This window comes from Stenotrophomonas sp. 80084_Sma (assembly GCF_056481995.1).
The window spans coordinates 1,209,350-1,233,292 of sequence record NZ_CM151177.1; the positions used below are offsets into that span (position 1 = coordinate 1,209,350).

Sequence of the window (23,943 nt, forward strand, 5' to 3'; positions counted from 1 at the left end):
CGAGAATGGGCCCTACACCGACCTCGAGATGGCTGCGCTCCTGGATTGGGCGAACCTCGCGGTAGCACGAAAGGACATTGCATTCGAGGACTACGCATATCTGCTCACCTTGGCGATGACCGCGCGCCGTCCCGTCCAGATCGCTGCTCTCAGGGGGCGGGATCTCGTTCGTGAAACAGGTGAAGGCGCGCCCATGTTTAGGCTCAACATTCCGCGAGCCAAGCAACGTGGCATCGCTTTTCGAGGTGCCTACCGGTCTCTTGCCATCCTTGAAGACCTATATCTGGTGCTTCGGCAGCAGCATCGACAGTCCGTCGCCGCAGTTCTCGAGGCGATTGGGGGGGCGGTTGATCCTGCCTTGGTAGGTGAGGTGCCGATCTTTCTCAATCGCAAGAAGCTTGAGGATGTTGGAAATTTAGACGAGCTCACCGACTATCTGATGGGTGGCGCGCCAGATCAACTGCATTCAAAAATTGACTCGCTCGATTCCGCTCTACAGCGTTGCGCGAAGGCGTCGACTGCGCACTCGGAGCGTACTGGTGAGTTTATTCGTTTTTCCGCACTGCGATTCCGACACACGCGAGGCACGAAGCTTCGCCGAGAGGGATTCGGTGCAGTCATCATCGCCGAGTTGCTGGATCATTCCGACACCCAGAACGTCCATGTGTACACGGAGAACACCGCTCAAGAGGCGGTAGTCATCAATGAGCTAGTGGGTGCTCGACTCGCTCCCTTCGCGCAAGCCTGCCTCGGCAAGCTTGTCCACTCTGAACGTAAGGCAGTTCGCGGTGACGATCCGCGGAGCCGTGTGCCGAATGATCGTCAACACGCGGTGGGGACCTGCGGTAACTATGGATTCTGCGCTAGCGGCTACCGAGCCTGCTACACATGCTTTCACTTCCAGCCGTGGGTCGACGGGCCGCATGAAGAGGTGCTGGTGGACCTATATGCCGAGAAGGAGCGCACCCGGGAGGCAGGCTGTTCCAACGTCATTGTTAATGCTAATGACCAACTGATCCTTGCTGTCGAGCACTGTGTTTCGATGTGCAAGGATGCGAGGGCTCAGATGCTCGACGCGAATCTGTTGGAGGCGGGCACCCATGGGTGATGTCGTCCAGTTCGTTCCCCGCGCTGAGCGCGAAGCCAGCGGAAACCTTGCCGACTTCATACGCTTGGCAAAAGAGGGTCTGACTGCCTTCGCGAATGGTGGCGCTTGGGATCGCGACAAGTGGCAGCAAAACGAGACCATAGTCGTCTTCGCAACGAAAACAGCACCTCTGAACTCATACTCTTTCACGCCCTTCGTCGAACCATTCATGCAGTTCGCAAAGGCATACATTCGATACAGATATAGCCACAGGCCAGTCAAGAGCTTGGCAATGATGCTCCAAGCACTTCGCTGCGTGGAGGCAGGATTGCTGGCGGCTTGCGGCCGAGGAGATGTCGGACTCCTGAGTGGTGCGGTAATGGACGTTTGCGCCAACAAGTGCAAGGAGTTCTACTCCAGCGAGGACGTGCACCACAAGACCGGGCTCCAACTTCAAGCTGTATTCGACTTCTTACGTGAGAACAGCCTTGTCCCGTCGTTGCCGGCTTGGAAGTCTCCTTTCAAGAAGCCGGTGATCCTGACCGAGGATCTCGGCGAAGCGGGACAGGCCCATCGCATGAAAAAGCTTCCCACCAATGAGGCAATGCTCGCAGTTGCTGACGTGTTTGCCCAGGCCGACGATCGGGAGAGTCAGTTTTACTCATCAATCTTCATCCTGCTTATGGCCGCGCCAGGCCGCGTCTCCGAAGTGCTGAAGCTTCCTATTGACTGCATCCAGTGGGAGGAAGATGACGACGGTAATCTTCAGATGTTCCTGCGTTGGAATGCGGCCAAGGGCAAAGGAGCGACGAAGAAGTGGGTCGTGCCTGTCATGCATGACGTCGTGAAAGAGGCCGTCCGGCGCCTGATCGAAATCGGTGCTCCTGCACGTGAGTTAGTCAGGGCGGCGTTCGAAGGCTCCACGTCTTCGTCTGAAGATGTCGGCACGTCCAATCTCATCAAAGAATTTGGCGGCTTCTACTGGCCCTTCCTTGATGAGAAGAGGGTGCTGACGACCTGGAGTGCTCTGTGCCTGCATCGAGAGAATGAATTCAGTCGCGAGAAGGAAATTAGGCCAGACTCATGGCGGATTCCAAGCGCTAACGAGGTGAATAAGCGCTTGGGCGCTGGCAGCGGCCACGGCGAATCTCTTTTTGACCGTATGGGCCTGCGGAATTTGGATGGCACGCGCATCACGTTGACATCGCACCAGCTCCGTCATTGGCTCAGCACGATGTCAGAACGGGCGGGCATGGACGATTACAGCCTGGCGCGCTGGGCCGGTCGCGCAAAGGTTTCCGACAACCGTCATTACGACCATCGCTCGCCGGAGGAACGCCTAGAGGCTGCCCGTGGGCTGCTTCCGATGCAGCCTGCCCCATTGCTCGAACGCATCAAGCAGCGTCAACCGGTGACGTATCAGGAACTTGGGACTGATCGGCTGGGAACGGCCAAAGCCACGCTCTATGGCATGTGCGTGCACGACTACGCCATGGCACCGTGCCAGAAACAGCGCGAATGCATGACCTGCAAGGAGCATGCTTGCATCAAGGGTGATCACGTTGCGCTAGACCGGATTCGCCTCTTGGAGGCGCAGACGGAAAAACTGCTCCAGCAGGCCATGAAAGCTCATGAGGATGGCGACTTTGGTGCCGACCGCTGGGTGGACAATCACAAGTGGAAGCTCGCGCACGTCAAGGCAATGAGGATGGCATTGGAGCATCCCAATGTTCTGGAGGGAGCGGTCCTCAGGATTCCGGATGGGCACGATCCTTCTCCGGTTCGCCGTGCTCTCATGGATCTTGGCGTTGTCGAAGTGCCCTCCATGGATGCGCTTGGTCCGAAAATGATTGCCTTGGCTCTTACCTGACCCGCCATGCCAAAGAAGATCATCACCAAGGCAACGCTGCCAAAGATAATGCGTGAGCTGGATCGCTGGGACGGCAAGCTCACTTGGCCTCTATTCTGCGAGCGCGCCGCAAAGGTGCTGGACGTGCCTTCGATCTCGAAGCACACGATGTACCTTTATCCTGCCGTCAAGGAGCGGTTTCAGCAGCGTCAAAAGGATTTGCGTGAGGCGAGAGATGCGCTTCCGAGAGATTTCACGTTGGACGCCGCTATCCGCCGCATCACTGACTTGGAAGCGCAGGTTGAACGGTTAGAGGACACCAACAATCTGCTTCTTGATCAGTTTCGTCGATGGCAATACAACGCCTACGCGAACAACGTTCGTATGGACTTGCTTGCATTGGACAAGCCGTTGCCTGAGGTGAACCGTTCTGGTCGCCGGAAAGCTGAAAAGAAGAAGAGAGAGAATAGCGAGCAGTGACCTGGAAGTGGTTTCTTTTGAGAGGTCACGGCAGCTCCGCCGGTCGCAATGCACGCTACTGAGTAGTAGAGCCTCGGTTCGGACCGATCAGAATCCGCTGCCGGCTCTTATCGGCGTCTTGCTGGAAGGGATCCGGACACTGAAAGAGCGGCGCGCGCAAGAAGACCAAGCTAAGCATGGTCGATCTGTTCGAGGTGTGGTGCGCATTGCTGTACGTAGAACCTAACATTCGCTTGGATGAGACGGGGATCCTGTAGTGCTGTTCCTGCGCGCTATAGCCTGCAGCGGAGTGCGGCCCTCCGACCATGTGCGGCTGCTGTAGCCGATTCACCGCAACCGCGTGATGCAGATGGGCGCTAAAGATCTGAAGTGCGCTTCCCTCGCCGTCCCGTGGAGATCCAATGGCGTAGGAAGAGTTAGGGTCGGTGGTCACATCGCCGTGGACGTTCGGATCCGTTCCGGCAACGCATGAGAAGGACCAGGCGGGGCCGTCTAGAACACAGATGCAGTCGGGCAAATGTTCAATTTCCTCAATCCCAAGCTGCTTGAACAGTTCGCCGGAGTTCATCGCTTCAGGCAGCTTTCGGAGGGGGCGCGCAGAATAGGCGATTACTCCCGCAAAGTACGTATTGCGGCGGATGGATGCAGCTTCCATCACGTCGACCGCAGATTTGATGTTCTCAAGGGCCTCGACCAGGCTGCCCGCCCAGCGGTAGTGTCGCCCCTTGGGGGTGAGAAACGATGGGCTGGTACTCATCCGGACGGTTTCCCTCACTATTTCTAGAGAGCTCTTGACCTCAATGATCGCAGCAACGGATTCAGGCCTAACGATCGAAAATTCATCGGCGCGTAACAGCGGGGTAAAGTCCTGCTTGTCATGCGCGAGGCAGTCGATCTGGCGCCAGGATCGATCAACCTGATTGTCTTGCTCTCGATCATGATCGGTCACGAATCCGCTGGTAACCAGGAAGCGTGATGGGAGATGCTGCTTGAGGAACTCTCGCAGACTCGCTTCCCGATAATGCCCATCGTCGCGGTGCGGAGCTGCTCGGATCATTTGTGATGGATTTCCTCTTCCAAGCCCAATGATGCCGTGAAATCCATCGCCGGCGCCTTCCCTATAAGGCCTATTGCGGCAGGGCATAGAGGCCCAGTAGTCACTGTTGTCCCCTTCAGTGTTTATAGGTCCTGAAGGGGTCACACCACGTTGTTCACTACCAGCCACCACGTGTCGTTGAAATAGAATGCAGACGTGCGGCCGGCAGGCAGTCGGCTGCCAGACCGTCGGCCGAGGCGGGGCTGTTGGGCCTCCCTCGCACCGAACGGTCGAGATGACATGAGCATCGCCCGCCTATGTAGGCCAACCATTTAGTCAATCGGCGCATCGCGGAAGGGTGCGATGAGTGAAACGGGAGTAGCATGACTCATCTGCTCCCCCAGGCCAGAGGGATGATCTACCCAATCGCCAGTGACGCCACCAGCCTGGAAGGACCTGCTCTGCGCGCGTTTACCAAGATGGCAGAAGTTTGGAAACTAAGCGCTCATGAGCAGTCGGCAATCCTGGGTAGGCCCATCGACGTTGCTTGTGCACAGCTAGAGGCGGGAGTGACTGACGGCCTTTGGCCAGAAACACTCGAGCGAATCAGCTATGCGCTCGGCATATACCGGGCACTGCACATCCTCTTCCCTGATCAGCAGCAAGCTGACAGCTGGCTACGACGCCCCAACAGCGCAGCACCGTTCAAGGGGACCCCGGCCTTGGCCTTCATGTGCTCTGGTCAACTCAACGACCTTGCCACTGTTCGTGACTATCTAGAGGCCCAGGGAATCGCCGCCTCCCTGACAGCTCCGACGACGTCCAGCAGTCTGTGACCGAGCACCACTAAGAAAGTCGGGACTATAACCACCACCTCGTCACAACCACCAAACCGCATAGCCGATACGTGAGACGAGCGAAGACGATGGATCCTGTTCATTTAGCAGTCTTTGATGGCTTACCTTCTGTGCCCGCCAGGCCTGTCCAGAACAAATTCTTTCCAAATCCAGTCCAGTTGGCATCGTTCTTACGAGCCGCGTAAAGTTCTGTAGAGACAGGATAGTCCACCGGGGGATGGAGCATGCCGATCGAACGTATTGTTATCGAGAACTTCAAGTCTTTTCGCCACCTCAATCTGCAGCTCAATGCGCACATGAACCTTGTGGTTGGTGACAACGAGGTGGGAAAGTCCACCTTGCTGGAAGCGATCCACGCAGTGATAACTGGGCAGCTGTATGGTCGCAACCTCACCTACGAGCTCACACCCTATCTTTTCCACCAGCCAACGGTGAGGGAGTACTTAGCGGCTCTGCGCGCGGGAACGCCTGCGTCACCGCCCAGGATCTCCATTGAAGCCTATTTGGGGAACGATCCCGCGCTGGCGTCTTTGCGCGGCACCAACAACTCATTAGGTCTAGACGGTGCAGGCGTCCGATTGCTGGTCGAGCTCAGCGATGACTATCGCGAGGAATTCAACGCCTACCTGCAGCAACACCAGGGCGCGACCAGCCTCCCAGTGGAATACTACACGGTGCGCTGGTACTCCTTTGCCAACAACGGTGTCACCGCTCGTACCATCCCGTTCGATTCAACTATCATCGACACCCACGGTATCAAGACACTGTCCGGAGCCGATCGCTATATCGCCAGCATCATCGAACAGGCGCTTACCCCAGCGCAGCGCGTGTCGCTATCTCTGAGTTTTCGCCGCATGCGGCAAAGCTTCGCGGAAGAGGGCGACGTTGCCGCCATTAATGCTTATCTCACTGAGCACACGGGGGACATCAGTCACAAAGCATTGACGGTGGGCGTGGACTCTTCACCGCGCTCAACGTGGGAAACCAGCTTGTCACCGTACCTGGATGAGCTTCCTTTCACCCAAGCTGGCAAGGGTGAGCAAAGCGCAGTAAAGATGAAGCTGGCTATGCATGCTGCAGGCTCGGCGCATGTACTGCTGATCGAAGAGCCGGAGAACCACCTCTCCTTCTCTGGCATGAGCCAGCTGATTGACAAGATTTCAGCGCTCTCTACAGCGCAGCAAGTGGTCATCGCAACCCACAGCAGCTTCGTTCTGAACAAGTTGGGCGTGGACAATGTGATCCTGTTCAGCGCCCAAGGCCAGATGAAACTGGATCAGTTGCCGCATGATACGCACGATTACTTCATGAAGCTTCCTGGCACATGACAGGTTGCGACTGATTCTGGCCAAGCGGGTAATTCTGGTGGAGGGCCCGTCCGACGAGCTGATCGTGCAACGTGCCTACCTGGATCACCACGGTGTAGCACCATTGGCCCGTGGCGTGGACATCATCTCGGTCAAATCACTGGCGTTTAAGCGCTTCTTGCAGATTGCGGAGCGCCTGCGTATTCAGGCCAAAGTCGTCACCGACAACGATGGTGATATCGCGCTAGTGCAAGAGCGATATGCCGACTTCCCCAATGCCATCTACTACGATTCTGACGAGACCGCCCCATCGTTGGAAGAACAACTTATTAAAGCCAACTCACTGGACGAGCTGAACACCGTGCTGGCCCAGTCATTCGCCGACGAGGTGGCTTTGCTCAAGTACATGAAAGGTCACAAGACCGATACGGCTCTAGCCATTTTCAACAGCCCTCATTCAATCAGGTTCCCGGACTATGTCCAGCGTGCTATCGCCTAACCGGGTACTGCTATCGGCAGCCGGCTCTGGCAAGACCACCTTGCTGGTCCGCCAGGCCTTGGAGCGACCACAGCGCCGCATCGCTATGCTCACCTATACCTTGGAGAATCTCGAAGAAATTCGACGCTCATTCGAGGCCCATGCCGGCGCGGTGCCCGCGAATGTTACCTTGTATAGCTGGTACGGATTTCTGCTACGCGAGTGTATTCGACCTTATCAGGCGGCACTGTGTCGCGAGCCACGGGTTGAATCGATTCAGTTCGTTGAAGGACGGACTAACAACCGGGCACCCCGCTCGCAGATTTCCCGCCACTATCTGGCAGGCGACAGGATGTACTCGGATCGGGCCTCGGATTTCGCCGTTCGTTGCGATGAGCTAACTCATGGTCAGGTCATCTCGCGCTTGGCGGACATGTACGACGAAGTGTACGTCGATGAAGTGCAGGACTTGGCTGGCTACGACCTAGATCTGATTGAGCGCCTGTTGAAGAGCCCCATCGGCGTTACGCTAGTGGGCGACACGCGCCAAGCGACCTACGCCACCAACTACGCGCCTCGGTACAGCCAGTTCCGCGGACCGAACTTGGCGACGTTATTCCAGCTTTGGGAGTCGCACGGCCTGTGCCAGATCGATCACCGCCTCACGAGTTTACGATGCGTGCAGGCCTTGTGTGATCTGGCCGACGCGCTCTATCCACAGATGCCCCGGACCCAATCAGGCAATGATCAGTTGACCGGTCACGATGGCATATACCTGGTCGCGCCCGAGCATGTCACTGCGTACATGCAGGAGTTTGCCCCAGCCGTGCTGCGGCATGACCGACGGCAGGCTTGCGATGACCTACCAGCAATGAACTTCGGTCAGTCCAAGGGACGCACCTATAGCCGTGTGCTCATCTTCCCTAATGGGCCTTTGACGCAGTACCTGCGCACTGCCGACGCGTCCCGCATAACGGCGCCACCCAAGTATTACGTCGCCTTCACCCGGGCGAGGCAGAGTGTGGCGTTTGTGTATAACGGCACGTGCGCGCTTTTGGGCCACCAAGTCTATACCCCTCAAGCTCAAACGACTTAGCGCCGCAACAGTTTGCACGGACACGCAGTAGGCCCACGGACTGGGCATGGCTGACCGACGTGACGAGTACAGTGCTGGAGCGGCTGGCAACGTAGGGTAGCTTCGTGGCAACGATCTGTACGGGCTTTGCAGCGGTCACAATTTCTTCAAGGGCGCCGCCGTGGGTGGCGGCGGCACTGGCCCAGGGTCGTTGAAGGAAAGCACTGCCCGCTCGATGCCGAATTGATCGAAAAGTACCCGGGCGATCACAGCGTGGACCACGTCAAGGTCCACCGAGGGGGCAGCGACAGTGATGGTGGCCGCAATCGCGCGTCCAGGTGCCAGGCCTGGGACGAGCCGCAGGCCGTCTACCGCTTTCACGTCCGGGTCCGTGAACATCGCTGCCCGGACCTCTTCCAAATTGATCTCGTTCATGAGGTTGAGGGATCTTGGATAGCGCCATCGCCACGACTGCCGCGGTCGCGATGTAGCCAGCGGTACAGCACCGGCAGGACCAACAGCGTCAGCGCGGTCGAGGACACGATACCGCCGATTACGACCGTGGCCAGCGGCCGCTGTACTTCAGAACCAGCGCCTACGTTCAAAGCCATCGGCAGGAAACCAAGGGAAGCCACCAGGGCAGTCATCAAGACCGGTCGTAGTCGCCCCAGGGCGCCATCCCGGACAGCATCTTCGAGGGCGTCGCCTTGCTCACGCAGTCGGCGGATGAAGGCAATCATGACCAAGCCATTGAGTACTGCCACGCCCGAAAGCGCAATGAAGCCTACGCCCGCAGAGATTGACAGCGGAATTCCGCGTAGAGCCAAGGCGATTACGCCACCAGTCAATGCCAAGGGAACGCCACTGAACACGATGGCGGCATCCTTGGCCGAGCCGAAGGCCATGAACAGCAGGGCGAAGATCAGCGCCAATGTGACCGGGACAACTACCGCCAAGCGCTGGCTGGCCGAGATCAGCTGCTCGAACGTGCCGCCATAATCGATCCAGTACCCCTCTGGAAGAGGTACATCCTGGCCGATGCGGGTACGCAGATCACCAACGAATCCGCCAAGATCACGCTCACGCACGTTGGCGGTGATCACCACTCGACGCTTGCCGTTCTCACGATTGATCTGGTTGGGCCCGCGCTCTACCTGTATCTTCGCCACTTCTCGTAGTGGAACAGTGCGAGGCCCACCGTTGGCACCAGCGGCTACACGGCTGGACTCATCGATACTGGTGCTCTCCGGCAGTGGAATGGGCAGGTCCGCAAGCACAGCCGGGTCTTGCCGCAGCGATTCGGGCAAACGCACCACCAGGTCGAATCGGCGGTCGCCCTCGATCAGCTGGCCAGCGACGCTACCGCCGATGGCGGTTGCCACCGTGTCCTGCACGTCACCCGGATTCAATCCATACCGCGCCAATGCCGCTGGATCTGGCGTGATGGTGAGCAGTGGTAGGCCAGTAACCTGCTCGGCCTTGACGTCTTCGGCGCCGGGGACCCCGCGCAGGACGCGCTCGACCCGGCTGGCCAGGCGGGTCAGCTGGTCAAGATTGTCGCCGTAGACCTTGACCGCAACGTCCGAGCGAACGCCGGAGATCAATTCGTTGGTGCGCATCTGGATGGGCTGAGTGAACTCGTAGTTGCTACCCGGGATCTCCTTGGCCGCCGCCTCCAGCTCTTCCACCAGCTCGGCCTTGGGTTTGCGCGGGTCGGGCCATTGGTCGCGGGGCTTGAGCATCAGAAAGGTATCGGCCATGGAGGGGGGCATCGGGTCGGTGGCCACTTCGGCGGTGCCGATCTTGGAGAAGATGTTGGCCACCTCCGGGAACTGGGCCAAGCGCTTCTCCAGCGTTTCCTGCATGGCCACCGACTGCTCCAGACTGGTGCCGGGGATACGCATGGGCTGCAAGGTGATGTCGCCTTCATCCAAGCTCGGCACGAACTCCGAGCCCAAGCGGGTGGCCAGCACGCCACACCCCACCACCAGCACGGCCGCGCCTGTCAGCACTACGCCACGCCGCCGCAGCGCCCACTCCAGCAGCGGCGTGTAGCGGGCACGTGACCAGCGCATCAAGCGGTTGTCGTGCTCGGCCACACGGCCGCGCAGGAAGGTGGCAATTGCCGCCGGTACGAAGGTCAGCGACAGCACCATCGCACCGGTCAGGGCCAAGACCACCGTGATCGCCATCGGGTGGAACATTTTTCCTTCCACCCCGGACAGCGCGAAGATCGGCAGGTAGACCGCCGCGATGATGCCTAGACCAAACAGACTGGGGCGAATCACCTCAGCCGTGGCCGAGGCGGTCAGATCAAAGCGCTCTTCGTCGTTGAGCTGGCGGTCCAGTGCGTGTTGCGCCTCCCCAAACCGGCGCAGACAGTTCTCGATGATGATCACCGCCCCATCCACGATCAGGCCAAAGTCCAGGGCGCCCAAGCTCATCAGGTTACCCGACACGCCGCCACGCACCATGCCGATAATGGTGAACAGCATTGCCAACGGGATCACTGCCGCGGTGATCAACGAAGCGCGCACATTGCCCAGCAGCAGGAACAGCACCACCACCACCAGCAGCGCGCCTTCGATCAGGTTCTTGGACACCGTGCCAATGGTGCGATCCACCAGCGCGGTGCGGTCATAGACGGCCTTTGCATGCACGCCAGCGGGCAAGCTGGCGTTGGCGGCGTCCAGCTTGGCCGAGGCTGCCTGGGAGACTTCCCGGCTGTTTGCGCCGAACAGCATGAAGGCGGTACCGACCACGACCTCATGGCCATTCTGGGTCGCCGCACCCGTGCGCAGTTCCTTGCCTTCGCCTACGCTAGCGACGTCGCGGACGCGAATGGGCACGCCATCGCGCCGGTCCAGCACGATGTTCCCAATCGCGTCCAGATTGGCCAGCTGGCCGGGCACGCGCACCAGAAATTGCTGGCCGTTGCGCTCGATGTAGCCGGCACCGATGTTCTGGTTGTTGCGCACTACCGCTGCGACCACGTCGTTCAACGTAAAGCCGAGTGCTACCAACTGAGCTGGATCCGGAGTGATGTGGATCTGCCGCTCAAAGCCGCCGATAGTGTTGACCTCGGTGACGCCAGGCGTGGTACGCAGCTGCGGCCGGATCACCCAGTCCTGCAGGGTGCGCAGATCCGTGGCGGTATACGGGGTGCCGTCGGGCTTGCGGGCGTTGGGCTCAGCCTCCACGGTGTACATGAAGATCTCGCCCAGGCCGGTAGAGATGGGACCCATCTCTGGGTCCAACCCTTCGGGCAGCTGAGATGCGATCTGCTGTAGCCTTTCGGCGACCTGCTGGCGGGCAAAGTACAGGTCGGTGCCGTCTTTGAAGACGACAGTGACCTGGGAGAGTCCGTAGCGCGACAGCGAGCGGCTGTAGTCCAGCTTTGGTAGCCCGGCCATGGCCGTTTCAATGGCGAAGGTCACTCGCTGCTCGGCCTCCAGCGGCGAGTAACCCGGGGCCTGGGTGTTGATCTGGACCTGGACGTTGGTGATGTCGGGCGTGGCGTCAATGGACAGGTGACGGTAGCTCCACACGCCCAGCGCGACTAGCGCAGCGGTGAGCACCAGCGTCAGCCAGCGGTGGCGGATGGACAGACCAATGAGGCGTTCGAGCATGGCGGGCCTCATTCCTCTTCCACAGTGGATTTTTCGATGTCGGCCTTGATCAGAAAGCTTTGGGCCACCACCACTCGTTCACCCGCCTTGAGCCCTTCCAGCACTTCGGCGCGTTCGGCGTCACGGCGCCCCAGCTTGATCGGCCGGGTGTGGTACGTCTCGCCCTGCTGCACGTAGACAACGTCCTGGTCCTGTGCGGTCTGCAGGGCGGTGATCGGAACCACCAGCGACGCCGATTGGCGATCCACGGTGACCCGCGCCTTGACCGCTGAACCCGGCCGCCACAGCCCATCGGTGTTAGCCACGGTGGCGCGGGCAATAGTGCTTTGGCTGGCAGTAGCGGTGCCGGGCAGGACGCGCTCCAATGTGGTCTGCGCCGTGACGCCATCGCTCAAGCGGGTGACCGTCACTGGCACGCCGGCACCGATGTGCTGGGCGTCGGCGCCGAAGATGTGCAGGTCCACCCACAGCGTGGACAGGTCGGCTACCTCGAACAGCGGGGCGCCCTCAGGCGCCGACATGCCCACGGCGGCCGTACGCGCCATGACCACGCCATTGATCGGCGCGGTAACGGTGTAGGTGGTCAGGCTGAGGTTGCTCTCCACTGTCGCGAGCACCTGGCCGGTGCGTACCTGGTCACCCACGCCCACTCGCACGGAACGGACCGGTCCGGGGAAGCGTGCAGTGACCTGCGCGATGCGCCCATCGATTGGGGTCAACAGCCCTTGCACCTCATGCTCATCGGCAATCTCACCGGGTCCAGCCGGCGCGACTTGGATTCCCGCCGCCTGCGCAGCTTTGGCCGCGATCTCGGTTTCCAGCGGCGCTTCCTCGTGCTCGCCGTGCTCTTCGCCCTCAGCGGCTTGGCCTCCTTCGGATGCTTCGTTGGGGGTCGACGCGTTGCAGGCCGCCAGCATCAGGGCCATGCCCAGTGCAGTCCAGGAAAAGCGGTTCATGGGGTCTCTCCAGTGGAAGCGGCAGCCGGCGGCGCGACAAGCGCCTGGCCGGTCAGTCGTTGAATTTCGATCAGGGCGCGCTGCGCATCCAAGGCGACGTCCAGCTGTTGCTGGGCCATGGCGGTGCGTTCGGACTGCAACTGTGCCCATTCCAGGTAACTGATCGCCCCAGCACGATAGGCACGCTCAGCGGCCTGCTCGGCTCGAGCCAGCTTCGGCAACACGTCGTCGTGCAGGCGCGCCACCTCGGCCTGTGCCACGGTGTAGCGGCCATGGGCTTCGACCAGCGTGGAGTACAGCGACAGGCCCTTGGCCTCGCGCTCGATCGTCAGGACCTGCAGCTCGGCTTCGCCGGCTCGAATCTCTGGCTGTGCGCGGCTGCGGCTGCCCAGCGGCATGGATAAGCTGGCGACCAGCGCGGTGTCATCGGTCTCCTGTAGTCGGCGCACTCCGAGCTGCCAGGACAGGTCCGGTGAGACCGCTGAACGCGCCAGCTGCAGTCGTGCCTGCGCGATCCGGCGGGCGTCGGCAAACTGCGCCAATTCCGGAGTCCGTTCCAACTCATCGGCCAGCGTCTGCATGGAGGCGATCGCCGGCAGGGCCATCGGATCGGCCGGGACCACTTCGAAGGTGGGAGTACGTTCGCCCCACAAAGCAGCCAGATGCTGACGAGCAGCGAGTCGCTGTTGCTCGGCCCGATCACGCGTCAGCTCGGCCCGCGCAAGCGCTGCCTCCGCGGTGAGCAGCACCGACTCGGGTGAAGCGCCGGCCTGCAGGCGCTGCCTGGCGACGGCCACAGTTCGCTGGCGCTGGCTAACATCGATGTCCGCTAGGTTGCGTTGCCGGTCGGCACCAACGACAGCCAAGTAGCGCTGCGCCGTCTCGGCTAGCAAGTCCAGGCGCCCGGTCTCGCGCTGCACGGCCAACGCATCAATCCGGCTTTGTGCCAAGGTACGGCGGGCGTCGAGCTTGCCGCCGCGCTCCAGCACCGAACTCAGGCTCAAGGTCAACTCGGCGCTGTCCAAGCCACCGGCCGCGCCGGTGCCCAGCGCGTTTTCGACCTCGGCACCGAGCGTCCACGGTGGGCGCTGTACCGCCTTATCTCGCTCGGCAGCGAGGACAGTGGCTCGCGCATCGACCAGACGCAGTTCGGGGTGGGTTTGGGCTACGCGTGCGAAGGCATCGTCCAAGGTCATCAATTCGGCCGCCGCAGCAGGCATCGCTGCTGTACCCGTTAACAGCAACGCGGCCAAGGCCGCCCATCGCATAGACATGGAAGTACTCCGAGGGTTCTTGAGATCACACGGATCGGCCTGCGCCTACATGCGTCATCCGGCAATTGCCGGTCGAAAGGGCGCGACCTGATGCTCATACGAATCCGCACGCGTTTCGGTCTCGATTGGAGGCAAAGACCGGCCGACAGCCAATTGCGCCAGCGGCAACCAGCGCAGGGAAAATCCCAGCTGTCCGCCCGCGGTCATGCAGGGGTCTTGCGCGCGTCTGCGCGTGCCCGCCGCGCGTCGCCCAATATTTCAAAGGCTTCCTTCATCACGTAGAGGCCGATAAGGGCACCGATTACGAAATCCGGATATGGACTGGCCAGCCACCACACCAGTAGGCCCGCCAGGATCACGCCCACGTTGGCTACCACATCGGCTCGGGTGAAAAGCCACGTTGCCCGCAGATGTACTTCGCCAGCCTTCAGTGGCGCCAACATGCGTAGGACCGCCAGATTGACCACTAGCGACAATAGGGCCGTACCGATCATCCACCCGCTTACCGGTTCAGCCCCGTGGAGTACGCGGCGGCCGACCTCGACCAGCACTCCAACGCCCAGAATCAGCAGCACGCTACCGCTGACCCAAGCAGCGTTGGCCTTGAAGCGCGCCGTCCGACCGATAGCGACCAACCCAATGGCGTAGGCCGTGGCGTCGGAGAGCATGTCCAGTGCGTCGGCAAGCAAGCCCGTGGAATGGGCGATCCAGCCGGCGATGCCGCCAATCACAGCCATTGCAGCGTTCAGGGCCAGAGCGATCCACAGCACGCGCCGTTCCTGCGCGTTCTTTGCCTCGTGGTGGCAGCCACAATCACTCATCGGATCTTCTCCATCGCAGGGAGCCGTGCCGGCGCGGTCCGCTGGCATGGCAGGGTCCATGAGGGTAAAGTCCGTAGCAACTACGGAGTCAAGCCTACTACTAATGAAAATCAGTGACGCTGCCGCCGCCAGCGGGTGCCATCTGGAGACGATCCGCTATTACGAGCGTATCGGCTTGCTCCCGAGGCCGGCACGATCAGGCAATGGTTACCGGGTCTACGGAGTGCCGGACATTGAGCGCCTGCGCTTCATTGCCCGCGGTCGGGACTTGGGTTTCAGCCTGGAAGAGGTTCGTAGCCTGCTGCAGCTGGCCGGCGACGAGGGCCTGTCGTGCGTGGATGTGGATCGTCTGGCCCGCAGCCACTTGTCCGACATTCGCGCCCGGATGGCAGACTTGCAACGTATGGCCAACGAGCTGGAGCGGGTAATCGCCAGTTGTCACGGCGGACAGCGAGCTGAGTGCACCATCCTATCGACGCTGCGCCGGCCGGCTTCCGAGGACTCCTTACGCGAGGGATCGAGCAAGAGCGCTTCCTAGGCGCCCACGGTCCAAAACCTATGCCTTCCTCAGTCCGACCGGTCGACGGTGTCAGTTGCCTGCAGTCTGGCTGCCCGGACCTGGACTCCAGGCGCGTATGAAGTCCTCCTGCTCACGCGTCTCGATCGCACCCGTCCTGACCTGACGAACCATGCTCATGGCCTGCTCACCAGTGGCAGCCGTGCCTGTTTCTAACAGCAACAAGCACGCTACGGTGCCAGCTCGTCCTAGCCCCCCCTTACAATGCACAACTGCGCGGCTTCCGAGCAACAATTCATGACTGAGCGCTGGGCCCAGCTCGCTCCATGCCTTCAAGAATGAACTGTTCGGCGCTGCGCCGTCTACGATTGGAAGTCCGTACCACTTGATTCCCTGCGCCATCGCCCGCTCTGGCAGCGCGGCAATCCTAAGCTCATCGAATTCCCATGGCTCAATCAGGGAGATCAGGTACCCAGCGCCCCACTGGCGAATCGCGCAAAGGTCCACGTCAATGTCACGGCTCCATGGCCCCGTCATCGCGGCCTTCTGAAACTTCCCTGGCGCGAAAGTTACACCTACTGCGCCGCCACTGACTCCGACAGCGATCGTGGCGATATGCAGAGGATGTGTGTGACTAGTTCTGAACATTGTCGATCCCTCATCGCGGCAACAAAGAGAGCCGCAGCGCAGCGGCGATCACCCATGGCTCCTATGCCGATCCTTGAGCTAAACATTCCAGCCGACCAAGTGGTGCCGCCCTGCCGAGCAGCACAGCAAAGGTGATCCTTTTGTCAGTTGCAGGCAACAAGTACCAGTAGGCTCACGCTGCATGCGTACCAGTAGGCTCACGCTGCATGTGCACCAGTAGGCTCACGTGTTGGACAGCGAGAGTGTCCAGGAGCAAGGTGTACACACGCTCCTCGCTAGAGACAACACATGAAGCCGAGCATTCTGGCATTGGACCTCGAAGGGACACTCATTTCCAATGCGATAAGCCAGATTCCAAGACCCGGCCTCTGTCGGTTCTTGGAGGACGTCCGATCGCACTTCAGTCAGCTCATGATGTTTACGACTGTGCCGGAAGAGCGCTTTCGCAGCATTGCCGATCTGTTGGTTCGTGAAGGAAGCGCGCCTCCGTGGTTCGCGAGCATTGAATACATCCATTGGACGGGCAGCACGAAGGATCTACGGCTAGCCACACCAAAATTAGGCGCGGCCTTGCTGCTTGATGATCATCGCCCCTATGTACACCCAGGACAGGAGCATCTGTGGGTTCAGATACCTCTGTTTGCGTCTCCCTACCCGTCAGAGGACGAGGGATTAGCGATCGCGCTTCGACTCCTGCTTGATCGCATCCACGCAACGGGCAATTTCACTGAAGCATCTCTCCAAGAACAGCTAAAACCACAGGCAGAAGCAACGGGCGCACCACGGCGTTCCGACGCCTGCTCATCGGCCCAGAAGATCCTGTCCGACGCCGCCGTCAGGAGAGATGAACTTGCCGCACAGTGGCATAGCGCCGCCGAAGTCAGTTCACAGCTCGGTCCGTCGTTGACCAATGGTAGCGGCCTAGCAGGTCAGCTGCGAAGAGCCGGCCAGCTACTTGGGGTCTATGTAACGAAGCCTGTGCCCTGCTATCGCTACCCAGACTGGCAGTTTGGTGAAAACGGCGAGCCCGTTGAATATTTGGCAGAAATCCTGTCAGCACTGCGTGCAATCGGTCATTTCGAGATCGAGCCGTACGGGCAACTTCACAGCACCGGATGGCGTGAGGCAGAGTGGTTTCTCTCACCGCACGCTCTGCTCAACGGCATGCCACCTGCCGAAGCCCTCAGCTCTGAACCGGCTCGCGTGCTGCGGGCGGCCCGTACCGAGTTCGGGCAAGGAGAGTCATAGCGTCCCCCTCTGAAGTGTTGAGAAAAATATAGGATTGAGGTCAGTGGGCACTCTTTCTCACCCAAATTTTCCATTTGGTAGAATAAATGGTGCTATCCATGGTGAATGAGTTCCTAGAAAGGCAGTGTTTTAGAGAGATGCCTAGTAATGAGGTATGCACAACATGTGTGCACAACCCTTCTGATCGAACGCTCGTTCGCAGCAGAAAAGAAAGCCCCGCTCATGCGGGGCTTTTCTTTATCCGGAATCCCTTCGGAGTTGTGCCCCGCAGCATCGGTTTTCGTGCACCGCGACTTGCAAACAGACAATTTCCTCCCCTATGGTGCAATCGATTGCATTGCTGTGAATCGTTGCGTTTGATACCGGTTGGGAGGCCGGCAGGTGGATGTCCATCCATTCGATCAGACCGGCCCCGGCGACGGGCCTCACGCGGCGCGATGCGTTGCGCATGGCGGTTGCTGGAGGCGTAGCTCTGGGTACTGCGGGAGCGTTGCCTGCATTCGCCGCCACCGCAGCGCTCAAGGGCAACCTGAAGCACTCCGTGGCCCGCTGGACGTTCCCGCAGCTGTCCGTCGCCCAGCTTTGCGCGACGGTGAAGGACATCGGCTTTGCCGCGATCGACCTGGTCGGCCCGGAAGACTGGTCCACGCTGAAGGCGAATGGCGTGTACAGCTCGATGTGCAACGGCGCGGAGCTGGGCCTGACCAAGGGCTTTGCCGGCCGCCAGTTCCATGACCAGCTGGTGGAGCGCTACACGCGGCACATTGATCTGGTGGCCGATGCCGGCTATCGCAACCTGATCTGCTTCTCCGGCAACCGCAACGGCATGGACCCCGCCGAAGGCATGGCCAATGCCGAGGCCGGCCTCAAGCGCATCCTCGGGCACGCCGAGAGGCGCGGGGTGGTGCTGGTGATGGAACTGCTGAATTCCAGGGTCGATCATCGCGACTACCTGTGCGACCACTCGGCATGGGGCGTGGAGCTTTGCCAGCGACTCGGCTCGGACAACTTCGGCCTGCTCTACGATATCTACCACATGCAGATCATGGAGGGCGACATCATCGCCACCATCGGCAAGCATCACGCCTGCTTCAAGCATTACCACACCGCAGGCGTGCCCGGCCGGAACGAGATCGGAGACCAGCAGGAGCTCCACTATCCGGCCATCTGCCGCGCGATCCGCGACACCGGTTTCAAGGGGTATCTGGCGCAGGAGTTCACGCCTGCAGCGCCCGATCCCGTTGGCTCATTGCGCGAGGCGATCCGCCTCTGCGACGTCTGAAACGATATCCACCCAGGTGAGAAACCCATGGCAGATAATCATTACGACGCCATTGTTGTTGGCTCGGGAATCAGTGGCGGTTGGGCGGCGAAGGAGCTGACCGAAAAGGGCCTGAAGGTCCTGATGCTGGAACGCGGACGCAACATCGAGCACGTCAAGGACTACGTCAATGCGATGAAGGAAGCGTGGGACTTCCCGCATCGCAACCGGCCAACGCAGGCGATGAAGGCCGACTTCCCGGTGCTGATGCGCGACTACGGCCTGGCTGAGAATCTGGAAGGGATGTGGGCCAACGAACAGGACTCGCCCTACATCGAGACCAAACGTTTCGACTGGTTCCGTGGCTACCACGTCGGCGGCCGCTCATTGCTATGGGGCCGGCAGAGCTATCGCTTCTCCGACCTGGATTTCGAGGCGAACCTCAAGGACGGCATCGCGGCCGATTGGCCCATCCGCTACGCCGATATCGCGCCGTGGTACGACCATGTGGAAAAGTTCGCCGGCATCGCCGGCACGCGCGAAGGACTGGACGTGTTGCCGGACGGCGAGTTCCTGCCGCCGATTCCCTTGAATATCGTCGAGAAGGATGTGGCCGCGCGTATCAAGAAGGCCTTCGGCGGAACGCGCCATATGATCCACTCGCGCACTGCCAACATCACAAAGCCCATGCCGGAACAGGGCCGCGTCAACTGCCAGTACCGCAACAAGTGCATCCTGGGTTGCCCTTTCGGCGCTTATTTTTCCACCCAGGCAGCGACACTGCCGGCGGCGATGAAGACCGGCAACCTGACCTTGCGGCCGTTCTCGATCGTCAAGGAAGTGCTCTACGACAAGGACCGCAAGCGTGCCCGCGGTGTGGAGGTCATCGATGCCGAAACCGGCCAGACCTACCAGTACACGGCCAAGGTCATCTTCCTCAACGCGTCGTCGTTCAACTCGACGTGGCTGTTGATGAACTCGGCCACTGATGTGTGGGAGGGCGGGCTGGGCTCATCGTCGGGCGAGCTCGGGCACAACGTGATGGACCATCACTTCGGTGCGGGCGCCTCCGGCCGGGTCGAGGGTTACGAAGACAAGTACTACTTCGGGCGTCGCCCCTGCGGCTTCTACATTCCGCGTTTCCGCAACGTTGCGGCCGACAAGCGCGGCTATCTGCGCGGGTTCGGCTACCAGGGCGGTGCCAGCCGCACCGGCTGGTCGCGCGAGATCGCCGAGCTGAACATCGGTGCCGATCTGAAGGAGGCGCTGACCGTGCCCGGTGACTGGCGCATCGGCATGACCGGGTTCGGTGAAATGCTGCCGCACCACGACAACACGATCCGCCTGGACCGCGACCGCAAGGACAAGTGGGGTCTGCCGGTGCTGGCGATGGACGTTGCCATGCGCGCCAACGAACTGGCGATGCGCAAGGACATGGCCGCCGATGCCGCCGAGATGCTGGAGGCGGCCGGCGTCAAGGACGTGAAGATGCACGACAACGATTACGCCCCGGGCAAGGGCATCCACGAAATGGGGACCGCGCGCATGGGACGTGATCGGAAGAGCTCGGTGCTGAACCAGCACAACCAGGTCTGGGATGCACCCAATGTCTATGTGACCGACGGGGCCTGCATGACCTCCAGCGCCTGCGTGAATCCTTCGCTGACCTACATGGCGCTGACGGCTCGGGCCGCAGATCATGCGGTGCGCGAACTGAAAGCGGGGAATCTCTGATGGATCGCCGCGAGCTGTTGAAGATGATCGTCGCCGCCACCGGTGCGGCCATGGTTGGGTTGCCTGCCCTTGTGCAGGGTCAGGCACCGGCGGGCGCCACCAAGATTCATTTCTCCGATACCGACGTCGCTACGCTGGACGAGATCGCCGAGACCATCCTGCCGCGGACCCGGACACCAGGGGCGAAGGATGCCGGCGCCGGCCTGTTCATGGCGACGTTCGTCACTGACTGCTACACCGCCCGGCAGCAGGCGGCGTTCCGCGCAGGGCTGACCGATATCGACAAACGGGCCGGTGGCCGCTTCGTGTCGCTCACGCCGCACGCCCGCTCCGAATTGCTGGGCACGCTCGATGCAGAAGCCAAGGCACGTCATGCCGATGTGACCGAAACCGGTACGCCTGAAGAAGGCGAGGCGATGCCGCACTACTTCACGATGCTCAAGCAGCTGGCCATCTTCGGCTTCTTCACCTCCAAGGTCGGTGCCACCGGGGTGCTGCAGTACGTTGCCGTGCCGGGGCGCTACGACGGCGATCTTGCTTATGTTCCCGGCACGCCCGCCTGGGGGACCAGCTGATGGAGTGCAACAGGATGATCAAGCCGCTGCTGATCGCGGCCACCGTGCTGGCCGCCGCACCCCTGTTCGCGCAGAACGGTGCCGACGCCGCGCGCGATCCGAAGAAGACCGAGGTGTGGACGCCGGTGCCTGCGACCGTTGCCACGCCGCCAGGCAAGGCACCGTCCGACGCAATCGTGCTGTTCGATGGCAAGGATGTCTCCGCGTGGGAGTCGGAGCAGGGCGGGCGCGTGCCCTGGAAGATTGCCGATGGCGCCTTGACCGTCGTGCCCGGCAGCAAGGGCATTCGCACCAGGCAACGCTTCTGCGACGTCCAGCTGCATGTCGAGTGGCGTACGCCCACCGACACGAAGGGCTTCGACGGACAGAACCGCGGCAACAGCGGCATCTTCCTGCAGGAGCTGTATGAACTGCAGGTGCTCGACAGCTACAACAACCCGACCTATGCCAATGGCCAGGCGGGTTCGATCTACAAGCAGGCCATGCCGTTGGTGAACGCCTCGCGCGCACCGGGACAGTGGCAGGCCTACGACATCCTCTGGAAAGCACCGCGCTTCTCGGCGGGCGGTGGGCTTGTCTCGCCCGCGCGCATCACGGTACTGCACAACGGCGTGCTGGTGCAGGACGACACTGTGCTGGCCGGCAAGACCGAATACATCGGTGCGCCTTCCTACGCGCCGCATGGGTGTGCGCCGCTCTATCTGCAGGAACATGACTCCAGGGTCAGCTACCGCAACATCTGGGCGCGCGAGCTGTAGGGGCACGCGGCCGGCGTGGTCGCCGGCCGCTTACTTCGCCAGGTAGCTGGCGATGTCATTGATCTCCTGCTGTGACAGCTGGGAGAAGGGCGGCATCAGCCCGCCGCCCTTGCTGATCTTTTCCTTGATCTGTGCGGGTGCCATGCGCTTGCCGATATCGGTGAGCGCCGGGAACGCGCCCGGCATGCCCGCACGATCGGCGCCGTGGCAGGCCACGCAGTTCGCGGTGTAGAGCTTTGCACCCGCAGCCGGGTCGTCCTTGCACCAGGCGGTTGTCGCAACGCTCATGCCGCCCAGGGCCACCGCCATTGCCAGGATCATTTTCATGTGGGGCTCCTTGATGCGTCAGCGCCGCGCACGGGCGGGCACGCGGGTGGTCAGGTGTTCACGCAGATAGTCCGCACCGGTCTGGATGATCCTGGCCGGATCGCGTGGCTGGTCGTGCTCGATGATGTACCAATGCACGCCGGCGGCTGCCGCAGCAGGCAGGATCGCGTTCCAGTCCAGCACGCCCTGGCCCACCGCGGCGAATCCGCCTTCGTCCTGGGCCTGGCCCTTCGGTGCATTGTCCTTGGCGTGTACCGCGAACACGTGGCCGCGGAACTTTGCCAGCATCACGGCCGGGTCCAGGCCTGCACGCGCGACCCAGGCCAGGTCCAGCTCGGTCTGCAGGTCTGGACCGGCGGCGGCGAACAGCAGCTCCAGTCCGGTCCTGCCGTCGAAGTCGGCCAGTTCGAAGTCGTGGTTGTGGTAGGCCAGGCGCATGCCCTTGCCGCGCACCTGCTTTGCGATGCGGCCCAGTTCCTGGCCCAGGGCGGTCCAGCCGGCGGCATCGCCCGGGCGATCCTTCTTGTCCAGGTACGGCACCACCAGCGTCGTGTTGCCGATCGACCGGTTGAAGGTCACCACCCCATCCAGGTTGCTGCGCAGCTCGGCCAGCGGCACATGCGATGAAATTGCCTTGATCGAATACCGGTCCAGCAGCTGCTTGAGCTCGGCGGCGCTGGTGTTCTGCGTGCCGACCGTTTCCACCGCATGGACGCCAGCGTCGTGGACGATCTTCAGCTGCTGCTCGAGCGAGCCGGCATCGCGCAGGGTGTACATCTGTACCGCGATCGGCTTCTGCGTGCTGACAGCTTCGACTGCAAAAGCGGGCAGGGCAGCGAGCAGCAGAATGAGGCTTGCAGTTCCATGGACAAGGGCTTTCATCAACAGATCCTCCCGGGTTTCAACCGATGGTGGTCCAGGTACGCGACCTGGCCGATGCAATGACACGATCGACGATCTGCGCCGAGCGCAGGCCGTCCTCGAAGGTGGGCAGGCCCTGCGGCCGCTCGTCGTCGATGGCGCGATAGCTGTCGGCGACGAATGCTTCGAAGCACTGGGCGTAGCCCTGCGCGTGGCCGGCCGGCAGCACGGAAAGGCGGCGTTGATCGGCACTGCCGGCGCCTGGTCCGCGCACGAAGACCTCCTCGCGCTGGTCGGGCAGGCCGATCCACAGGCGCTCGGCGTCCTCCTGGTTGAAGGCCACACTGGCGTTGGCACCGTCGATCTCGAACCAGAGGCGGTTGTGGCGTCCGGCCGAGACCTGGCTGACCGTCAGAGATGCCAGCGTACCGGCGCCGGTCCTGAACATCGCCGCCGCTACGTCCTCGCTCGTTACCGCCTGCATTGCGCTGGCCGCGGTTGGCGTGCTGAAGCTCTGCCCGCTGACGGCGCCGCGCTCGGCGATGACCGTAGAGAACGCGGCGCTGACCTCGGCGAAGCGCTCGCCGCTGATCCATTCCACCAGGTCGCACCAGTGCGAGCCGATGTCGGCGAATACGCGCGATGCGCCACCCAACGCCGGGTCCACGCGCCAGTTGTTGCTGGCAGGGTCTAGCAGCCAGTCCTGCAGGTAGCTGCCGTGGATCAGGTGCAGCGGCCCCAGATCGCCTTCGGCGATGCGTGCGCGTGCCTCGCGCACCACCGGGTGGTAGCGGTAGACGAAGGGGACCGTGGCAACCAAGCCGGTCGAGGCGGCCAACGCCGCCAGCGCCTGCGCATCGTCCAGTGTGGTCGCCAGCGGTTTCTCGCAGATCACGTGCTTGCCGGCTTCCAGTGCGGCCTGCGCCATCGCGCGGTGCAGATGGTTGGGCGTGCAGACATGCACGACCTGCACCTGCGGATCGGCGATCACCTCTTCGATATCCCGATAGGCGCGCGGGACATTCCACAGCTGCGCCATCTCACGCGCGCGCTGCGCTGACGAAGCGGCAACGCCGCGTACCTCGGCACCGGCGAGCAAGGCCGCGCGGCGGTGCACGGCGCCGATCATGCCGGCGCCGACGATGGCGATTCCAAGCGTTGGCAT

Annotated in this window: 21 protein-coding genes and 2 pseudogenes; 13 read left to right on the plus strand and 10 right to left on the minus strand. The window is 61.5% G+C overall.

What is annotated here, in order from left to right:
* Positions 1-19: 19 nt before the first annotated feature.
* The 3 genes and pseudogenes from ACZK3W_RS05595 to ACZK3W_RS05605 form a co-directional block, all read left to right on the plus strand.
* Positions 20-1,108: pseudogene (locus ACZK3W_RS05595) on the plus strand (site-specific integrase); the annotation flags it as partial.
* Positions 1,101-2,957 carry a hypothetical protein gene (locus ACZK3W_RS05600; RefSeq protein WP_049397655.1) on the plus strand — a complete coding sequence of 619 codons (1,857 nt, stop codon included), beginning with the start codon at positions 1,101-1,103 and terminating at the stop codon, positions 2,955-2,957. The pseudogene ACZK3W_RS05595 and the gene ACZK3W_RS05600, both read left to right, overlap by 8 nt.
* A 6-nt stretch (positions 2,958-2,963) precedes the next feature.
* Positions 2,964-3,416 (plus strand): hypothetical protein, encoded by a 453-nt coding sequence (locus ACZK3W_RS05605; RefSeq protein WP_312368173.1) that lies wholly within the window; start codon positions 2,964-2,966, stop codon positions 3,414-3,416.
* A 55-nt stretch (positions 3,417-3,471) separates the two neighbouring features.
* Here ACZK3W_RS05605 and ACZK3W_RS05610 read toward each other — a convergent pair whose 3' ends face one another.
* Positions 3,472-4,473 carry a DUF6602 domain-containing protein gene (locus ACZK3W_RS05610; RefSeq protein WP_478450556.1) on the minus strand — a complete coding sequence of 334 codons (1,002 nt, stop codon included), beginning with the start codon at positions 4,471-4,473 and terminating at the stop codon, positions 3,472-3,474.
* A gap of 362 nt (positions 4,474-4,835) precedes the next feature.
* On the opposite strand from ACZK3W_RS05610, the gene ACZK3W_RS05615 reads away from it, so the two are divergent.
* The 4 genes from ACZK3W_RS05615 to ACZK3W_RS05630 all read left to right on the plus strand — a co-directional run bounded on the left by ACZK3W_RS05615 (position 4,836) and on the right by ACZK3W_RS05630 (position 8,190).
* Entirely contained in the window at positions 4,836-5,288 is a 453-nt protein-coding gene (locus ACZK3W_RS05615; RefSeq protein WP_065427963.1) for an antitoxin Xre/MbcA/ParS toxin-binding domain-containing protein, read from the plus strand.
* Positions 5,289-5,533: 245 nt separating this feature from the next.
* Complete coding sequence (locus ACZK3W_RS05620; protein ID WP_478450557.1) at positions 5,534-6,637, plus strand: ATP-dependent nuclease; 1,104 nt, start codon at positions 5,534-5,536, stop codon at positions 6,635-6,637.
* A 4-nt stretch (positions 6,638-6,641) separates the two neighbouring features.
* On the plus strand, positions 6,642-7,115 hold the full coding sequence (locus ACZK3W_RS05625; RefSeq protein WP_478450558.1) for an ATP-dependent endonuclease: 474 nt from the start codon (positions 6,642-6,644) through the stop codon (positions 7,113-7,115).
* Entirely contained in the window at positions 7,093-8,190 is a 1,098-nt protein-coding gene (locus ACZK3W_RS05630) for a UvrD-helicase domain-containing protein (protein ID WP_312368174.1), read from the plus strand. Before ACZK3W_RS05625 ends, ACZK3W_RS05630 begins: the two co-directional genes overlap by 23 nt.
* A 135-nt stretch (positions 8,191-8,325) precedes the next feature.
* Here the strand turns inward: ACZK3W_RS05630 and ACZK3W_RS05635 are convergent, their stop codons facing one another.
* The 5 genes and pseudogenes from ACZK3W_RS05635 to ACZK3W_RS05655 form a co-directional block, all read right to left on the minus strand.
* Positions 8,326-8,604, minus strand: coding sequence for a hypothetical protein (locus ACZK3W_RS05635; protein WP_312368175.1), 279 nt, complete (start codon positions 8,602-8,604; stop codon positions 8,326-8,328).
* Entirely contained in the window at positions 8,601-11,798 is a 3,198-nt protein-coding gene (locus tag ACZK3W_RS05640) for an efflux RND transporter permease subunit (protein WP_478450559.1), read from the minus strand. Before ACZK3W_RS05640 ends, ACZK3W_RS05635 begins: the two co-directional genes overlap by 4 nt.
* Before the next feature lie 8 nt (positions 11,799-11,806).
* A pseudogene (locus ACZK3W_RS05645) lies at positions 11,807-12,613 on the minus strand (efflux RND transporter periplasmic adaptor subunit); the annotation flags it as partial.
* A 137-nt stretch (positions 12,614-12,750) separates the two neighbouring features.
* On the minus strand, positions 12,751-14,028 hold the full coding sequence (locus tag ACZK3W_RS05650; RefSeq protein WP_049443843.1) for a TolC family protein: 1,278 nt from the start codon (positions 14,026-14,028) through the stop codon (positions 12,751-12,753).
* Between the two features lie 203 nt (positions 14,029-14,231).
* On the minus strand, positions 14,232-14,849 hold the full coding sequence (locus ACZK3W_RS05655) for a cation diffusion facilitator family transporter (RefSeq protein ID WP_005411456.1): 618 nt from the start codon (positions 14,847-14,849) through the stop codon (positions 14,232-14,234).
* Positions 14,850-14,952: 103 nt separating this feature from the next.
* On the opposite strand from ACZK3W_RS05655, the gene ACZK3W_RS05660 reads away from it, so the two are divergent.
* The gene (locus tag ACZK3W_RS05660) at positions 14,953-15,387 is read left to right on the plus strand and encodes a MerR family transcriptional regulator (protein WP_005411457.1); all 435 of its coding nucleotides are present in this window, start codon (positions 14,953-14,955) and stop codon (positions 15,385-15,387) included.
* A gap of 51 nt (positions 15,388-15,438) precedes the next feature.
* On the opposite strand, the gene ACZK3W_RS05665 is transcribed toward ACZK3W_RS05660, so the two are convergent.
* A complete protein-coding gene (locus ACZK3W_RS05665; RefSeq protein WP_312368176.1) occupies positions 15,439-16,014 on the minus strand; it encodes a phosphatase domain-containing protein in 576 nt (191 codons plus the stop codon).
* 288 nt (positions 16,015-16,302) lie between these two features.
* On the opposite strand from ACZK3W_RS05665, the gene ACZK3W_RS05670 reads away from it, so the two are divergent.
* The 5 genes from ACZK3W_RS05670 (at position 16,303) to ACZK3W_RS05690 (ending at position 21,590) form a co-directional block, all read left to right on the plus strand.
* Positions 16,303-17,262, plus strand: coding sequence for an NIF family HAD-type phosphatase (locus ACZK3W_RS05670; RefSeq protein ID WP_235434868.1), 960 nt, complete (start codon positions 16,303-16,305; stop codon positions 17,260-17,262).
* Between the two features lie 385 nt (positions 17,263-17,647).
* Positions 17,648-18,544 (plus strand): hydroxypyruvate isomerase family protein, encoded by an 897-nt coding sequence (locus tag ACZK3W_RS05675; RefSeq protein ID WP_478450560.1) that lies wholly within the window; start codon positions 17,648-17,650, stop codon positions 18,542-18,544.
* A 27-nt stretch (positions 18,545-18,571) separates the two neighbouring features.
* Positions 18,572-20,257: a GMC oxidoreductase gene (locus ACZK3W_RS05680; RefSeq protein WP_125893709.1), complete on the plus strand. Its 1,686-nt coding sequence runs from the start codon at positions 18,572-18,574 to the stop codon at positions 20,255-20,257.
* Positions 20,257-20,832, plus strand: a complete 576-nt coding sequence (locus ACZK3W_RS05685) for a gluconate 2-dehydrogenase subunit 3 family protein (protein WP_478450561.1) — start codon at positions 20,257-20,259, stop codon at positions 20,830-20,832. The genes ACZK3W_RS05680 and ACZK3W_RS05685 overlap by 1 nt, the downstream gene beginning before the upstream one ends.
* 14 nt (positions 20,833-20,846) lie before the next feature.
* Positions 20,847-21,590 (plus strand): 3-keto-disaccharide hydrolase, encoded by a 744-nt coding sequence (locus ACZK3W_RS05690; RefSeq protein ID WP_478450562.1) that lies wholly within the window; start codon positions 20,847-20,849, stop codon positions 21,588-21,590.
* Positions 21,591-21,620: 30 nt separating this feature from the next.
* Here the strand turns inward: ACZK3W_RS05690 and ACZK3W_RS05695 are convergent, their stop codons facing one another.
* Genes ACZK3W_RS05695 through ACZK3W_RS05705 form a run of 3 tightly spaced genes read right to left on the minus strand, consistent with a single transcriptional unit; the run spans position 21,621 to position 23,943 of the window.
* Positions 21,621-21,917: a c-type cytochrome gene (locus ACZK3W_RS05695; RefSeq protein ID WP_125893715.1), complete on the minus strand. Its 297-nt coding sequence runs from the start codon at positions 21,915-21,917 to the stop codon at positions 21,621-21,623.
* Between the two features lie 18 nt (positions 21,918-21,935).
* On the minus strand, positions 21,936-22,799 hold the full coding sequence (locus ACZK3W_RS05700) for a sugar phosphate isomerase/epimerase family protein (RefSeq protein ID WP_125893717.1): 864 nt from the start codon (positions 22,797-22,799) through the stop codon (positions 21,936-21,938).
* A gap of 19 nt (positions 22,800-22,818) precedes the next feature.
* Positions 22,819-23,943 (minus strand): Gfo/Idh/MocA family protein, encoded by a 1,125-nt coding sequence (locus ACZK3W_RS05705; protein ID WP_478450563.1) that lies wholly within the window; start codon positions 23,941-23,943, stop codon positions 22,819-22,821.